The sequence below is a fragment of the Blautia sp. AM28-27 genome, from assembly GCF_003480905.1.
Classification (GTDB): Bacteria; Bacillota; Clostridia; order Lachnospirales; family Lachnospiraceae; genus Fusicatenibacter; species Fusicatenibacter saccharivorans.
The window spans coordinates 35,925-50,871 of sequence record NZ_QUJK01000008.1; the positions used below are offsets into that span (position 1 = coordinate 35,925).

The following is a 14,947-nucleotide window of genomic DNA, read 5'->3' on the forward strand; positions in this document are numbered from 1 at the left end:
GCTTTTGGTCTTTTTTTTCTTTTTTATACGGCTGCTGCCCGGCTGTGGACTTTCTTCCGCATAATCAGATAGCAGATCACCTGCATGATAATCGTGATGATCCACGATCCCGGATACGAAATGAACAGCACATACAGCGAGCGGTGCTGCGGGAAAATGCCGAAGATCCACACGATTCGCGTTCCGACCGTTCCGATGACGGACAGAATCATCGGCACCGCCGAGCATCCCATACCGCGCAGGGCTCCCGGGAAGAGGTCCATGATGCCGCAGAGGAAATACGGAACCGTCGTGATCGACAGAATTTCCATACCGCAGCGGATAACCTCCGGGTCCCCGGTGTAAATCTTCAGGATTTCCGTACCGAACAGATACGCGCCGCCACCCATCACCAGTGCGATGCCGCTGGAGAGAATCAGGCAGTCGATCAGCACCTTATCCATTCGTTTGTATTTTCCGACACCATAGTTCTGGCTTGTGAAGCTCATGCACGCCTGGGTGACGGAGTTGACTGAGGTGTATAAAAATCCCAGCACATTGTTGGCCGCCGTGTAGCCTGCCATTGCAATCGAACCGAAGGAATTGACGGATGACTGCAGCAGCACGTTCGAGAAGTTGATGACGGTACTCTGAATACCCGCCGGGATGCCGACCTGGAAAATCGGGATGATGTAATCCTTTTTCAGGCACAGCTTCGAAAACCGGAGCTGATAACTTCCCTCGCTCTTATAGAGGCACCGCAGAACCAGCACGCAGGAGATCGCCTGCGAAACCACCGTTGCAATCGCCACACCTGCCACGTCGAGACTGAACACGATCACGAGGAACATATTCAGACCAGCGTTGATCACACCCGATACAATCAGGAAATACAGCGGCCGCTTCGTGTCGCCGACGGCACGCAGAATCGCCGCACCGTAGTTGTACAGCATGAAAAACGGCATTCCCATAAAGTAAATTCTCATATACAATGCCGACTGATCAATGACATCCGCCGGTGTATCCATCAGCTCCAGCGCGCCTTTTGCAAAAAATACGCCCACAAACGCCATCACAACGCCGCTGATCAGCGCCAGCATGATCGATGTATGTACCGTTTCCGACATCTCCCGGTCGCGCCCCGCTGCATAATACCGCGCCGCAAGCACATTCGCACCGAGCGAGATTCCCATAAACAGGTTGATGAACACGTTGATGAGTGCCGTTGTCGATCCGACAGCCGCAAGCGCCTGGCTTCCGCTGAACCGTCCGACGACGATGATATCCACCGCGTTGAACATCAGCTGCAGAATGCCGGACACCATCAGCGGCAGCGAAAAGGAAATCAGCTTGTCCATAATCGTGCCGTTGCACATGTCGATTTCATATTTGTTCTTTTTCAAAAATACTCCTCCTTCTTTTGTAGCAGATATGCAGTCTTACACCGCAGACATATACAGAAATGATACCACTTTTTTCCGGTTCTGCACAGAGACTTTCCATAATTTATTGACTTCTGTAAAGTCCACAGGTAAAATAAATACAATTACAGTTTTTCTGTATATAAATCAAGGACAGGAGAAAACCTATGAAAAAAATATGGATTACAGGTGCCGAAGGCCACATCGGTACTGCCCTTCTGGAACTGCTGGAGGGTGTGGAATATCAGCTTCTTCCGACGGATATTCACGAGGTTGATATTACCAAAATCGATGAAGTCACACAGTTTGTTTATGTCAACCGTCCCGACGTTATCATCAACTGCGCCGGTATGACCGACGTTGCCGAGTGTGAAAAAAACATCGACGAAGCCTATCGTGTCAATGCCATCGGTGTGCGCAACGTAGCGCTTGCCGCCAATGATATCGACGCAAAGGTTATTCAGATCTCAACGGATGACGTTTTCGACAAGGAATCCCGCATCCCGTACAACGAGTTTGATACCGTGCATCCGCGTACGATCTACGGAAAATCAAAAGAGGCCGGAGAGAAAATCCTGACACAGCTTTTGAACCGCTTTGTCATCATCCGAAGCTCCTGGATTTACGGGATCGGCCGCGATTTTGTGGATGAAGTACTCCGCAATGCGGCAAAAGGCGGCACGATGGAGGTTCCAAACAACCAGTATGCGGCTCCGACCAGTGCTTTTGAGCTTGCACGCGTGATCTGCCACTTTATCGACAGCGAGGAGTATGGTCTGTACCACGTTGTCTGCCCCGGAAGCTGCAGCCGCTATGAGTTTGCAAGAACCATCCTCGAGTATACTGGAAAAACCGGTGACCTTGATCTCTACCCGGTTGTCGCACGCGATGATGTCCGCCCGACCTATTCTGTTCTGGACAACATGATGCTCCGCCTGACCGGTATTCCTGAGCCGCCCGACTGGAAAACGGCACTGAAAGAATATCTCGAAGAAACCGGAGGAATCGAATAATGGTCCGAAACAGAAAAGAAACAACGGAAAAGTCAAAAAAGAAGCCCGGGCTTTCCACCCAGATTTTTATTGCCCTGCTGGCCGGTGCGCTGCTCGGCGTGGTGATTCACTATTGGATCCCGTCCAGCTATATCAAGGACACCGTCATCGTAGAAGGTGTGCTGTATGTCATCGGACAGGGCTTTATCCGCCTGATGCAGATGCTTGTCGTACCGCTTGTCTTCTGCTCCCTCGTCTGCGGAAGTATGTCCATCGGAGACAGCAAAACCCTCGGAAAGGTCGGCGTAAAAACGATCGGCTTTTACCTTGTTACCACAGCACTTGCCGTCTGCATCGCACTTGGAACCGCCTTGCTCATTCACCCGGGGCTCGGACTTAACATGAGTGCGGTTCAGAAAGCCGACCTGTCCTCGACAGCAGCAGATTCCAGCGTCAGCCTGGTGGATACACTGCTCAACATCATCCCGAAGAACCCGATTGGTTCCATGGCAAACGGCGATATGCTTCCCATCATCGTATTCGCCCTGTTTGTCGGCGTAATGCTGGCAAAGCTCGGAAACCGCGCTTCGGTCGTTTCCAACTTTATCAGCCAGTTTAACGATGTCATGATGGAAATGACCATGACGGTCATGAAGGTGGCTCCGGTCGGCGTTTTCTGTCTGATTGCACGTACCTTTGCAACGGTCGGCTTTTCTGCGTTCGCACCGATGCTGAAATACATGGGAAATGTAACACTGGCGCTGGCACTGCAGTGCTTCGTCATTTATCAGGTTCTTCTGTTCGTATTCACACGGCTGAATCCGATTAAATTCGTGAAAAAATTCCTTCCGGTTATGGGATTTGCATTTTCCACCGCAACCTCCAACGCGACAATCCCGATGTCGATTGATACACTGAACAAAAAGATGGGTGTCTCGAAGCAGATTTCTTCGTTCACCATTCCGCTCGGCGCAACCATCAACATGGATGGTACCTCCATTATGCAGGGTGTCGCTGTCATCTTCATCGCAGAGGCGTACGGTATTCATCTGACCCCGGCAAACCTCGCAACGGTTGTTGTTACCGCAACACTGGCTTCCATCGGTACCGCCGGTATCCCAAGTGTCGGCCTTGTTACCCTGGCTATGGTACTGAATTCCGTCGGACTGCCAACGGAGGGTATCGCTCTTATCATGGGTATCGACCGTATTCTCGATATGCTGCGTACCGCCGTCAACATCACAGGCGATGCTGTCTGCACAACGATTGTCAGCCATCAGGAAAAGGCGCTCAACCGCGAAGTATTCAATCGCGATTAACTGCAATAAACTGCTTGCGAAAAGCCTTTTTCAGACACGCTCTAAGGCTAAGAAAACGCGTTCCCGTTTTCGGAAACCCCTGTGGTTTCCGGCGGGAACGCGTTTTTCTTATCTTATTTTTCTGTTACAGTTCAAATGCCTGGCGGATGCTGTCGTAATGCAGGAATTTACCTTCTGCGGCGTACCCTTTGATTTCGTCCAATGTAGCAAAACGGTAGCCGTCTGTTTCTTCCTCCTGAAGATGAAGATCTTCGTCTTTGATATCCATCACGAAGCGATAAACATCGACAAAGTAATTGTCTCCCTCATCCGGGTTGATGCGCCGGTAGGTAAAGAGATAACCGCCGTCAGCCTTGCTCACATCGAGTCCGGTTTCCTCTCTGACCTCACGGCGCACGGCCTCCCAGGAGCTCTCTCCTGCCTGTGCCGCGCCGCCGGAAACCTCCCACCAGCCCGGTGCCCAGGCTTTCGTCATGACACGTTTTGTGATAAGAAAGGTCCCATCCGGTCTTGCGATTACGCCGAGTACGGTCAGGTGAAACTCGCCCGGCTTCATATGCCAGTCATTCCGTCTCATCGTACGGCCGGTCGGCTGTTTATTTTCATCATAGATATCCCAGAGTTCCATATCGTGTTTTCTCCTGTCGAACTTCTTCCGAGCCCCATCGCGATTTTTCTTCCCTGTCGCATGGTTCTGAATCATTACAGATACTGTTTAATCTCTTCCATTACATTTTCCAGCGGAATTTGTGTTTTCAGAGTCTTATCGCGGGATGCAACCTCGACAACGCCCTGTTTCATGTTTTTCGGGCTTACGATGATGCGCAGCGGAATGCCGAGCAGGTCGGCATCGGCAAACATTACGCCGGCTCTGACGCTTCTGTCGTCGTAGATCACTTCGATGCCTGCGTTCTGCAGATCCTCGTACAACTTGTCCGCATATGCTCTGACTTCCTCGTCATCGACGCGGACTGCACAGAGGTGTACCTGCCACGGAGCGATAGCTTTCGGCCAGATCGGGCCGTACTCATCGTGATGTGCCTCGCAGACCGATGCTGCCAGACGGCCGACACCGATACCGTAGCATCCCATGATCGGGGTCTTGCTCTCGCCGTTTGCATCGACATAGGTCATATTCATGGATTTTGTATATTTGGTTCCAAGCTGGAAGATATTTCCGACCTCGATACCTCTGGAGATCTTCACGGTCTTTTTGCCGCATTTCGGGCAGATGCCGCCCTCCTGGATTTTTGCAAAATCGTGATACTCGGCATTCGGAACGTCGCGCTCCATGTCGAGTCCTTTGTAATGATGCTCTGCCTCGTTGGCTCCGCAGGAAAGGTTGTTTCTTCCCTCGAGGGATTTATCATAGAGAACAACGGCATCTCCGTTCACCTTCAGGTTCACCGGTCCGATATAGCCTGCGTTCAGTCCGCATTCTTCGGTGATCACGGCTGCGTGAACCTGCTCGCCGAGGAAGTTGACCAGCTTCGTCTCGTTGACTTCGAGATCGCCGCGGATGAAAAGGACAACGTATTTATCATCGACATTCTGCTGATAAACAACGGCTTTGCAGGAGTTCTTTGTCTCGTCTCCGAAGAAATTGCAGACGTCTTCAATGGTGTGGACGTTCGGTGTATAAACCTTTTCGAGTGCAGCGGATTCTGCGTCTCTTGCGATGTCGGAAATATTCTCAGCTGCCTCCATGTTGGCTCTGTAATCGCAGGAATCACACAGAACGATGGAATCCTCTCCGACCGGAGTCAGAAGCATGAACTCATGGGAGATGTTGCCGCCCATCATACCGGAATCGGATTTGACAGATACCACCTCCGGCACGCCGACACGCTCGAAGATACGCTCGTATGCTGCGTGGCATTTCTCGTAATACTGCTCCAGATCTTCCTGGCTGGTATGGAAGGAGTAAGCATCCTTCATCGTAAACTCACGCACACGGATCAGTCCGGCTCTCGGACGGGCCTCATCACGGAATTTTGTCTGGATCTGATAGATCATAAACGGATATTTGGTGTAGCTCTGTGCATACTCGCGTACAAGGTGTACGGCTGCCTCCTCGTGGGTCATGCCGAGTACCATTTTGGCATTGTTGCGGTCGGTGAAGCGCAGCAGCTCATCGCCGATGCTATCGTAACGGCCGGACTCATCCCACAGAGAAGCCGGCATGACAACCGGGAACTGCACTTCCTGGCCGTCGATTTTGTCCATCTCCTCGCGCAGGATCTGCTCGATTTTGCGCACAATGCGGCGCAGCGGCAGATAGGAAGAATAGATTCCGTTTGCCATATATTTGATGTATCCGCCTTTTACCATAATAGCATGGCTGTCGATGACACAGTCAGCAGGTCTTTCTTTGAAGCGTTCTCCTACTAATTTTTCAAGTTTCATTTTCTGATTTCCTCCTTGTTTTTTTGGTTTTCAACATCTGAAATCTTCCAGACGCGAGAACATTCCAGCCTGTCCGATTTTAAGCTTTTAGTCAACATTTTACGCATCTAACTCATCACTGAAGTAACGAGTTAGATGCTTCGTTTTCAAACAGAAAAAAGCCCTAAACCGCAAGCTGCAGTTTAGGGCGAATTTTTTATCCGCGGTACCACCTAAATTCAGGAAAACTCCTGCACTCTGACACAAAGCATTTGTACCCCACGATTTTTGTATTTTGTAATACGCGTGATCTCTGCTCTCTGTACCTTCTCTGTAACGGGAGATCCCGGTGCAGCCTACGAAATAAATTTTCCCTGATGGATTTTCTTCTCTTCGGTGCACAGCTCCAAGACCGGTTCACGATAGATTCTGCAAAAAGCTTTCACCTGCCGCTTTCTCTCTGAATGCGCTCTGTCGCTACTGTTTCTTTTCGTCGCTTTTTCACTGCACTGATTGTAGCAGAAACCAGAAAAGAATGCAAGCCCGTTCCTTCTGCTTTTTCTGCATAAACGCCCGCCCAGGTTACAGGCCTTCCCGATACATTCTGCTGATTGCCGCCTGGGCTTCCTCAGACTGTTTTTTCTCAATCCATGCTTTGCGGTCACTCAGGATAGCCAGCATCTCATCGACAACGTCCTCGGCGCGCGGGCTTGTGACGCGGTAGAGATAGCCGAGCATCCGCGTGGCGGTAAAATCGGTGTTCATCTGGCGGTATGCAATTTCCCGGCAGAAGTCGTCCGGGTAACCGTTGTGTTTTAACGCACGGTACAATTCGTCATTTCTCGTTTCTGGCATTGCCTGTCTCCCTTTTTCCTTTAAACATTTACGTTTCCGCTGTTCAGACCTTCCGTCTTTTCCTCAAGTGGCAGCCAGTCCAGTGCCTTTTTGATCCACTCATCCCAGAAATCCCATTCATGGCCACCCTTGCTCTCATAGTAGACAATGTCCATGCCGCTCTCTTCCATCCGTTTATGGTAGAGACGGTTTACTTCCAGAAGTCCGTCCTCTGTTCCGCACGCCTGGAATACGGTCGGCACATTGACAGACGGTTCTTTTTTCCGTGCTTCCTTTAACTGCTCGATAAGAACAGCCGGGTTTTTGTCACTCTTTGCTGCTTCGACCAGATTTCCGAAATAACCTTCTTCATGTGCAAAGCTGTCCGCTCTGCTCTCTTCCGGATTTTCCAGCACATGAAGTGCACCGGACAGGCAGATCACAGCCCCGAAGGTATCGTGATATTTCAGGCCATTTCTGAGTGCGCCAAAACCACCCATGGAAAGGCCTCCGATAAAGGTGTCTTCTCTTTTTCTGGACAGCGGAAACATTTTTCTTGTAATCTCAACCAGTTCTTCTCCGATAAACTGTCCGTGCATGGCACCGATGGACGGCTGATCCACATAAAACGCATTCTCGCCGGCCGGCATGACAACGGCAAGGTTTTTCTCCTCTGCCCATCTTTGGATTCTGGTTCCATGAACCCAGTCTGTCTCATTCCCAAAAATGCCATGCAGCAAATACAGCGTTTTAAACGGTTTTTCCTCGCGCTCCGGCTGCCCAAAGGTAAATTTGTCGACCGGCAGAATAACCTGCAGCGGTACGGTGCGCATTAAAGTTTTTGACATGAAGCTTACCTGAATAAATGCCATAATAAAAATCCCCCTGTGGATATATATTTTTCTTTATTTTACGCCTTATTTCTGCGTTTCGTCAACGTGGAGTTTTGCGTTCCTCCGGTTCCGGCTTGCACCCCGAAGCAATTCACGATATAATCATGTTTATAGCAATCCCAGAAAATAATGCAAAAAATTCAGCACTGCAGAACGTGAATTACTGCGTCACGGATTTTCGTCGTACCCCGGTACGCCTTCAAATCCGTTCCTTGTAATTCGCGCCCTGCAGCACTGCCTTTTTTGCGTTATTTTCTGGTCTTGCTATAGTTTGAATTTTTTCTGTGACAAGATAAGGAGATTTTCTATTATGATAAAGTTGATTGCAACCGATGTCGATGGAACGCTCGTCAAAGACGGCACACTTCTGATCGACCCGGAATATATGACTGTTGTTTCCAGGCTTGTCGACCAGGGCATCCATTTTGTTGTCTGTTCCGGCCGCCAGTTTTCCAGTGAACAGAAGCTTTTCGCTCCGATCAAGGACCGCCTGCTCTACATCTCCGATGGCGGAACTGTCGTGCGCACACCGGAAAAGATTCTGAAAACATATCCGATGGAAACGGCACTCTGGAAATCCATGTGCCGCATGGTACACGACGAACTTCCGTCCTGCGACTGCTTTGCCGCCACCCCGGACTACTGCCTCGCCGAAGATGCCGGAAGCCGCATGTTTCACTGGCTCCGCGACTCCTACGGCTTCGATGTCCGCGAAGTACCGGATCTATCGAAGGTAGAAAACGAGGACATTATCAAATTCACAATCTACCATCCAACCTCCTGTGAAGAGCTTTGCTCCCCAAATTTCATCCCGGCGTGGAATCATCAGGCAAAACTCGCTGTCGCCGGTAAGGAATGGTTGGACTGCAACGCCCGCGGCGTCAGCAAATGGACCGGTCTCTCATTTCTGATGAACTACTTTGGCCTTACCCCAGACGAAGTCTGCTGCTTCGGCGACAACCTGAACGACATCGAGATGCTTCAGAACGCCGGCGAAAGCTACGCCGTCTCCAACGCCCGAGTGGAAGTCATCGCCTCAGCAAAACACACCTGCCCGCCGTACTGGGAGAACGGGGTGCTGCAGGTTCTGAAAACGTTTTTGAAGGAAACGACAAACCCGTTTTGATTTAAAAAATCCAGGCATCCTATACGGATGTCTGGATTTTTAATTCTCTGTTCCTTTACAGTACCCCATGCGGCGCAATGCCGATAGCAAATTCAACAGCGATCGCCACAATGACTACCAGCAGCGAAATAATAAATCCGTGCAGCATCGGCTTTGCGCCGGAGCGGCAGAGGGATTTGAAATCGGTGTTCAGGCCGATGGCCGCAAGGGCGGCCACCATCAGAAATTTGCTGATGGTTTTTAATGCGGCTGCTGTGCCTGCCGGGATAAGACCTAAGGAGGTCAGTGCTGACATGGCGAGAAAACCTAAGATAAACCATGGAAAAATGGATTTGATGCTTACCTTTACGGCGGTTCCTTCTGCTGCCTGCGCCTTCCGTTTCAGATGTACGTTGATGGCGGCGAATGCCAGAACAGCCGGAATGATGGCGAGGGTCCGTGTCAGTTTTACCATGGTTGCGAAATCACCGGCAGCCTCGCTGAATGCGTAACCGGTGGCAACGACGCTTGAGGTATCGTTGACCGCAGTTCCGGCCCAGAGGCCAAACGCGGCATCTGAAAGGCCCATCCAGTGACCGAGGATCGGGAATACGACAATCATGACCGTATCAAATAAAAACGTTGCGGAGAGGCCATAGGCAATGTCCATATCGGTTGCCTCGATGACCGGCGCGATTGCCGCGATCGCGGAACCGCCGCAGATACCCGTGCCGGCGTTGATGAGGCTGCTCGTCTTCCAGTTCAGTCCAAGTGCTTTTCCGATCAGTGCGCCGAGGCCAAAGCACGTTGCCAGGGTAAATACCATAACCGTCAGGGAAAATCTTCCGACCGTCAGCACCGTGCGGATATTCAGGCTCGCACCGAGCAGAATAATCGCAAATTTCAGGATCTTCTTCGATGTAAATTTAATTCCCGGCGCTGTCACGCTGTTCGGCTTGTAAAAGGCATTCACAATCATACCGATAAACATGGCGATGACCGACGCTCCGATAAAGTGCAGGCCGGCGCTCTCCTCCAGGCTTTCCAGGAATTTCGCCGCAACGGCAATCACCAGCGCAATCGCCGCTCCGGGAATCAGTTTCTTTGCGTTTTTCATAATAATAACTTCCTCCAGATGTATCGTTTTTTCTTTCTCTCTCCCCAAAACATTCCGTATTTTTCATCACGTCTGATGCTGCCACTTCCCGCTTCGATAGCGAAGGACAAAGAAAATGGCACGAACAACCCAGTCCATCGTCATGGCGACCCAGACACCGAAGACGCCGAATCCCATACGCACACCGAGCACATAGCTCATGCCGATTCTGCAGATCCACATGGAAAGAATCGAGAGAATCATGCAAAATGCCACATCATTGGACGCGCGGAGTACATTCGGCAGATTGAAGGCAATTGGCCAGATTATCATACAGCAGATGCCGTGGTAAACGATGATATCTTCCGTCATGGCTGTTGCCTCCGCAGACAGACTGTAAACGTGAAGCACCGCCGGAAGTGCCGCGATGACACCGAGACAGCAGACGATCATCATGCCATAAATGATGATGTGCAGCTTTTTCGCATAGTATTTTACCTGCTCATAGTCTCCCGCTCCCGCGCACTGTGCGCTTACGGTCAGCACTGCATTTCCGATCGCCATACCGGGCAGTGTCTGGAAGACAGCAATCGTGTTGGACACGGCATTTGCCGCGATCGACGCTGTTCCGAACTGTGTGATCATACTTAAGACCATAATTTTGCCGAGCTGGAACATACTGTTCTCGAGGCCGTTCGGAATGCCGATGCCAAGGATTTTTTTCAGCATATGGAAATCCGGTTTTAATTTCACCGGATAAGAGCACCGCACTGGATACCGCTTATTATGTACGAGAACAAATGCTGCCGCAGCCGCGTACATACGTGAAAGCAGCGTCGGAATCGCAACGCCGTCCACGCCGAATTTCAGCGCATAGACCAGAAGCGCATTTCCCGAAATATTGATCAGGTTCATGACGATGGATATTTTCATCGGCGTTTTCGAATCACCCTGCGCACGGAAAATGGCCGCACAGCCGTTGTAAACCGCCAGAAACGGAATGGAGGCCGCTACGATCATCAGATAAATATTGCAGTTTCTTTCTACCTCTGCCGTAATGTTTCCAAACACAACATGCAGAATAAACGGCTTTAAAAGATAGACCGCCGCCATGATCACAACTGACAGCGCCGTTGTCACCAGCAGAAGCTGGTCAGCTGCCTCACATGCTTTGTGTGGCCGCTTCTTTCCGATATACTGGCCGCACACGACGGCTCCGCCGGTTGCAATCGCGGTGAACATGTTGATCAGCAGAATAAAGATTGTATCAATCAGCGACACACTCGACACCGCCGCCTCGCCGACACTGGATACCATAATTGAATCCGCCATGCCGACTGCGATGGCAAGAAGCTGTTCAATCAGAAGCGGCACAATCAGCCGTTTCAGATCCGCATTGGAGAACAGGTCACCATCCCGTTCCTTCAGATAATTCATCTTTTGTTTCCTCCATTTTCATACCTTCTCTGTTGATGATTTTTCACGCATGTGTATTACACTCATGCTGTTTTTATCTTACCTGCATTTTTACGTAAAAGCAAGAAGAACCGGCATCATTTCTTTACCGGTTCTCCATTGATTGCCTGTACCAGGACTTTGTCAAATCTTGCGTATTTTTTTACTTCTTTCATCAGCGTATCGAGGTCTTTCACAATCTGCTCGCGCTTTCCTGTCGGTCCTATGAAATATTCTCTGCTGCCCATTTCCAGCAGATTTCCTGTCGTTCTTGTCCGTACGCCGAAGGTAAGTCTTCTGCTTCCCCGTCGGTAATAAATCGTATAGGTACGCGGCACGTAGTTGAACAGGGAGCTTTCGATTTGGGAAAGCGTGTAAAATTCACCGCTCTCTTTTGCCGCCGCATACCGCCGGTCTTTCAGGCAGTCCATTTCGGCTACGGAAATAAAGCAGATCAGATAGTCCAGAAACGAAAACACAACCAGAATCATTGCTTCCACAATTCGTCCCAGATTTGTTCCATCCAGAATATGAACATAGATGTCACTGTAAAATACCACAAAGAAAAGAACAATACTTAAAATAATCTTAATCCACGGCCAGAGACGGGATTTAATTTTCCGGTTTACTTTAAAGACATTAATCCATTCAAGCAACTGTTTATCCTCCACCAATGTAATGATGTCTGTATTTATTTTACACTCTTTTCTCCGTAAAAACACCAAGGAAAGCAGAACACTTTCTGTTATAGTTCACTGGTATCAACGAACTGTAATTCTAAAACATTTCCTTCTTTCTTTTTCCAAATTTGCGTATAAAAAGGGAAGTAGCTGGTAATTCGTGGGATCTTACGGTCACGTCCACTCTTCTCATGCTTTATTTACTTTCCGTATACTTGACACCGTATGAAGTGAGGAGGTCACAAAATTCGTCGGCACTGAGCGGAATGATTCTGCTGCCCGGTCCGCGAAACTTATCAAATAGCATGATACTGGTAAATGGATGATACGTACACCAGAATAAACTCCCATCTTTCTGTTTCGATATATTGAAGAAAAAACGATCACCGTATCTTTGTATCACAGTGAAATCTTCCCATTCTATCTTTTTTTCATATCAAAAAAAAGATAGCTTTATTTCCCCTTCATAAATGTAAATTTGTTTTAGTAAAAATGTCACGGTTTCATAAGCTGCTATGCTTAATAGCAACATTATCTCTATTAGTAATATAATATTTGTTTTTAATGAGTTCGATTGAATTTCATCTTTTCCATTTACCCACAAACTCGCCACGTAATAATCACTAATAGCACACACTATCAGATCTACGCCGGTAGCAAATTTTCCCCCTACTACTTTCATACAATTTTCTCCTCGCTATTTCTTTCGACTGTGCAATATTCGCACCACTGGTATCCATGGTATTCATCATATATCATAAGAATAATTTACTCCCTGCTTTCCATCGCTGTCAAACAGTCCGATGACGTGTGAAAAATACAGAACTTACTCCGAGATCCAACACCTTGGATTTGGGATCGTAAAAACATAAATTTAACCAAATCAAGCAAGTAGCGAAGCGGATTGCGAATATCCGCTTTGACAATACGGATTTCTGTGTGAAAACTTAAAATTGATTATTTGAGAATCGAAAAAAGCATGTTATGCATAGATGGATCAGATTAGAACGTGATAGGGATAGTCTAGTCTGGTGGTTGTTCCTTTTCGGAGACGGAAAGGACATCTAAATTTTTACACTTTTTCAGACATCACTTCATTTTTTTCAGTTCAATCTGATTCCTTTCTAATACCTCTAAAAGTTCATCTCTTCTGGCGGCAAGCTCTCCCCAATAATCTCCGCCATTATAGTGCTTAACCTCAAAATCACTTACGGCAATAAACCAAAAGGTAAATTGATGAAGTCTTGTCATTATGTCTCCATATTCATTTGCGTAGATTCCAAGCAACAGCGAATCTATCTCTGCATTTTCACTTACGCCAACACTTTTCTGTTCCATTTCTTCCCATTCTACAAATTTTTTATAACATGGGCTGAAAAAAGTACAGCCTTTTTCCTCAACTTGAACCTTTCGAAAAATTGCCATTAATGCTGTTAAAAAAATTTGAATCCCGCAATAAATCAAGATTATATTAATCAAAGATTTCACAGCTTCTTGTTTTTGTGATACATACAAATATATCAAAAACCAAAAACTTATTGCTGATGAAATGCTATAAAATATCCTTATTGCCCTGGATACTTTTATCTCCATTATGTTCTCCCTGTCAATTCATGCGAAAAAGTAAACGGAGAACCAACATCAGCACTTTACCGGTTCTCCGTTTACTGCCTGTACCAGGACTTTGTCAAATCTTGCATATTTTTTTACTTCTTTCATCAGCGCATCAAGGTCTTTCACCATCTGCTCCCGCTTCCCTGTCTGTCCTATGAAATATTCCCTGCCGCCCATTTCCAGCAGATTTCCTGTCGTTCTTGTGCGCACACCGAAAGTAAGTCTTCTGCTTCCTCTCCGGTAATAAATTGTATAGGTACGCGGCACATAGTTGAACAGGGAACTTTCTATTTCAGAAACCGTATAAAATTCACCGCTCTCTTTCGCCGCCGCATACCGCCTGTCCTTCAGGCAGTCCATTTCGGCTACAGAAATAAAGCAGATCAGATAGTCCAGAAACGAAAACACAACCAGAATCAGTGCTTCCACGATTCGCCCCGTCTTTGTTTTATCCAAAATGTGAACATAGATATCTCCGTAAAATACCGCAAAGAAAAGAACAATACTCAAAATAATCTTAATCCACGGCCAGAGACGGGATTTAATTTTCCGGTTTACTTTAAAAACATTGATCCAGTCAAGCAACTGTTTTTCCTCCAAAGCTGTAATTATACATGTATTATACTACTCTCTTTTCCCCGTAAAAACAACAGAAATCCGATCACTTCCACTCTTCTCATGCTTTATTTTCCTTATACTTGACACCGTATGAAGTGAGGAGATCACAAAATTCGTCGGCACTGATTGGCATAGTACGGACACAACTAAATTGTGACTTATCAAATATCACAAAGCTAGTAAATGGATGATATGTTGAAAAAAACAGACCACTATCTTTTTGTTTTGATACGTTAAAGAAAAAATGATTTTTATATCTTTGTATAACGGAAAAATCCTCCCATACAATTTTTTTCTTATATCCCAAAAAGGCAAGTTCCATTCCCCACTTATGGATGTAAATACGTGTTAAAGCATCTACACTTCCCCATGACACTATCCCACAAATAAACATTATTCCAAATATTACCCAAAGCTTTTGAGGCAAATTATATAATTCACATTGATTTTTTGCATCTTCCCAAAATCTTGTCATAAGATACCCGATGCCTATTAATGTAGCAACTTGTGCAAACATAAAAAACTTACGATATCCTGCTCTCATATTTTCTCTTTA

General features: G+C 47.6%; 15 protein-coding genes and 1 other annotated feature. Of the genes, 3 read left to right on the plus strand and 12 right to left on the minus strand.

Annotation, left to right across the window (positions count from 1 at the left end):
* Positions 1–23: 23 nt before the first annotated feature.
* Positions 24–1,355 (minus strand): MATE family efflux transporter, encoded by a 1,332-nt coding sequence (locus DW743_RS11485; protein WP_117761654.1) that lies wholly within the window; start codon positions 1,353–1,355, stop codon positions 24–26.
* Positions 1,356–1,567: 212 nt separating this feature from the next.
* On the opposite strand from DW743_RS11485, the gene rfbD reads away from it, so the two are divergent.
* Together rfbD and DW743_RS11495 are read left to right on the plus strand one after the other, a co-directional pair.
* Positions 1,568–2,413 (plus strand): dTDP-4-dehydrorhamnose reductase, encoded by an 846-nt coding sequence (rfbD, locus tag DW743_RS11490; RefSeq protein ID WP_055228643.1) that lies wholly within the window; start codon positions 1,568–1,570, stop codon positions 2,411–2,413.
* Complete coding sequence (locus tag DW743_RS11495) at positions 2,413–3,711, plus strand: dicarboxylate/amino acid:cation symporter (RefSeq protein ID WP_022462385.1); 1,299 nt, start codon at positions 2,413–2,415, stop codon at positions 3,709–3,711. Before rfbD ends, DW743_RS11495 begins: the two co-directional genes overlap by 1 nt.
* A 124-nt stretch (positions 3,712–3,835) precedes the next feature.
* Here the strand turns inward: DW743_RS11495 and DW743_RS11500 are convergent, their stop codons facing one another.
* The 4 genes from DW743_RS11500 to DW743_RS11515 all read right to left on the minus strand — a co-directional run bounded on the left by DW743_RS11500 (position 3,836) and on the right by DW743_RS11515 (position 7,802).
* Complete coding sequence (locus DW743_RS11500; RefSeq protein ID WP_022462386.1) at positions 3,836–4,339, minus strand: NUDIX hydrolase; 504 nt, start codon at positions 4,337–4,339, stop codon at positions 3,836–3,838.
* Positions 4,340–4,413: 74 nt separating this feature from the next.
* Positions 4,414–6,117 (minus strand): proline--tRNA ligase, encoded by a 1,704-nt coding sequence (locus tag DW743_RS11505; RefSeq protein WP_022462387.1) that lies wholly within the window; start codon positions 6,115–6,117, stop codon positions 4,414–4,416.
* A 180-nt stretch (positions 6,118–6,297) separates the two neighbouring features.
* Positions 6,298–6,599, minus strand: a binding site (T-box leader).
* Between the two features lie 79 nt (positions 6,600–6,678).
* Positions 6,679–6,951, minus strand: a complete 273-nt coding sequence (locus tag DW743_RS11510; protein ID WP_022461797.1) for a hypothetical protein — start codon at positions 6,949–6,951, stop codon at positions 6,679–6,681.
* A gap of 20 nt (positions 6,952–6,971) precedes the next feature.
* Entirely contained in the window at positions 6,972–7,802 is an 831-nt protein-coding gene (locus DW743_RS11515; protein WP_117761635.1) for an alpha/beta hydrolase, read from the minus strand.
* A 331-nt stretch (positions 7,803–8,133) separates the two neighbouring features.
* Between DW743_RS11515 and DW743_RS11520 the strand changes: the two genes are divergently transcribed.
* Positions 8,134–8,949, plus strand: a complete 816-nt coding sequence (locus DW743_RS11520) for a Cof-type HAD-IIB family hydrolase (protein WP_117761634.1) — start codon at positions 8,134–8,136, stop codon at positions 8,947–8,949.
* A gap of 55 nt (positions 8,950–9,004) precedes the next feature.
* Here the strand turns inward: DW743_RS11520 and DW743_RS11525 are convergent, their stop codons facing one another.
* The 7 genes from DW743_RS11525 to DW743_RS11555 all read right to left on the minus strand — a co-directional run bounded on the left by DW743_RS11525 (position 9,005) and on the right by DW743_RS11555 (position 14,935).
* Positions 9,005–10,045, minus strand: coding sequence for a YeiH family protein (locus tag DW743_RS11525; RefSeq protein WP_117761633.1), 1,041 nt, complete (start codon positions 10,043–10,045; stop codon positions 9,005–9,007).
* 66 nt (positions 10,046–10,111) lie between these two features.
* Positions 10,112–11,461, minus strand: a complete 1,350-nt coding sequence (locus DW743_RS11530; protein ID WP_117509858.1) for an MATE family efflux transporter — start codon at positions 11,459–11,461, stop codon at positions 10,112–10,114.
* Positions 11,462–11,577: 116 nt separating this feature from the next.
* Positions 11,578–12,135 (minus strand): hypothetical protein, encoded by a 558-nt coding sequence (locus tag DW743_RS11535; RefSeq protein ID WP_117761632.1) that lies wholly within the window; start codon positions 12,133–12,135, stop codon positions 11,578–11,580.
* A 460-nt stretch (positions 12,136–12,595) separates the two neighbouring features.
* The gene (locus DW743_RS11540) at positions 12,596–12,841 is read right to left on the minus strand and encodes a hypothetical protein (RefSeq protein WP_117761631.1); all 246 of its coding nucleotides are present in this window, start codon (positions 12,839–12,841) and stop codon (positions 12,596–12,598) included.
* 407 nt (positions 12,842–13,248) lie between these two features.
* Complete coding sequence (locus DW743_RS11545; protein ID WP_117761630.1) at positions 13,249–13,752, minus strand: hypothetical protein; 504 nt, start codon at positions 13,750–13,752, stop codon at positions 13,249–13,251.
* Positions 13,753–13,800: 48 nt separating this feature from the next.
* Positions 13,801–14,358, minus strand: coding sequence for a hypothetical protein (locus tag DW743_RS11550; protein ID WP_117761629.1), 558 nt, complete (start codon positions 14,356–14,358; stop codon positions 13,801–13,803).
* Between the two features lie 91 nt (positions 14,359–14,449).
* A complete protein-coding gene (locus tag DW743_RS11555; RefSeq protein WP_117761628.1) occupies positions 14,450–14,935 on the minus strand; it encodes a hypothetical protein in 486 nt (161 codons plus the stop codon).
* Positions 14,936–14,947 lie beyond the last annotated feature (12 nt).

Bases quoted from the DNA above. Each gene is read 5' to 3' on its own strand.
- DW743_RS11510 (WP_022461797.1), bottom strand. From the start codon at position 6,951: ATGCCAGAAACGAGAAATGACGAATTGTACCGTGCGTTAAAACACAAC.
- DW743_RS11540 (WP_117761631.1), bottom strand. From the start codon at position 12,841: ATGAAAGTAGTAGGGGGAAAATTTGCTACCGGCGTAGATCTGATAGTG.
- DW743_RS11515 (WP_117761635.1), bottom strand. From the start codon at position 7,802: ATGGCATTTATTCAGGTAAGCTTCATGTCAAAAACTTTAATGCGCACC.
- rfbD (WP_055228643.1), top strand. From the start codon at position 1,568: ATGAAAAAAATATGGATTACAGGTGCCGAAGGCCACATCGGTACTGCC.
- DW743_RS11500 (WP_022462386.1), bottom strand. From the start codon at position 4,339: ATGGAACTCTGGGATATCTATGATGAAAATAAACAGCCGACCGGCCGT.
- DW743_RS11555 (WP_117761628.1), bottom strand. From the start codon at position 14,935: ATGAGAGCAGGATATCGTAAGTTTTTTATGTTTGCACAAGTTGCTACA.
- DW743_RS11545 (WP_117761630.1), bottom strand. From the start codon at position 13,752: ATGGAGATAAAAGTATCCAGGGCAATAAGGATATTTTATAGCATTTCA.
- DW743_RS11485 (WP_117761654.1), bottom strand. From the start codon at position 1,355: ATGTGCAACGGCACGATTATGGACAAGCTGATTTCCTTTTCGCTGCCG.
- DW743_RS11530 (WP_117509858.1), bottom strand. From the start codon at position 11,461: ATGAATTATCTGAAGGAACGGGATGGTGACCTGTTCTCCAATGCGGAT.
- DW743_RS11495 (WP_022462385.1), top strand. From the start codon at position 2,413: ATGGTCCGAAACAGAAAAGAAACAACGGAAAAGTCAAAAAAGAAGCCC.
- DW743_RS11520 (WP_117761634.1), top strand. From the start codon at position 8,134: ATGATAAAGTTGATTGCAACCGATGTCGATGGAACGCTCGTCAAAGAC.
- DW743_RS11525 (WP_117761633.1), bottom strand. From the start codon at position 10,045: ATGAAAAACGCAAAGAAACTGATTCCCGGAGCGGCGATTGCGCTGGTG.
- DW743_RS11505 (WP_022462387.1), bottom strand. From the start codon at position 6,117: ATGAAACTTGAAAAATTAGTAGGAGAACGCTTCAAAGAAAGACCTGCT.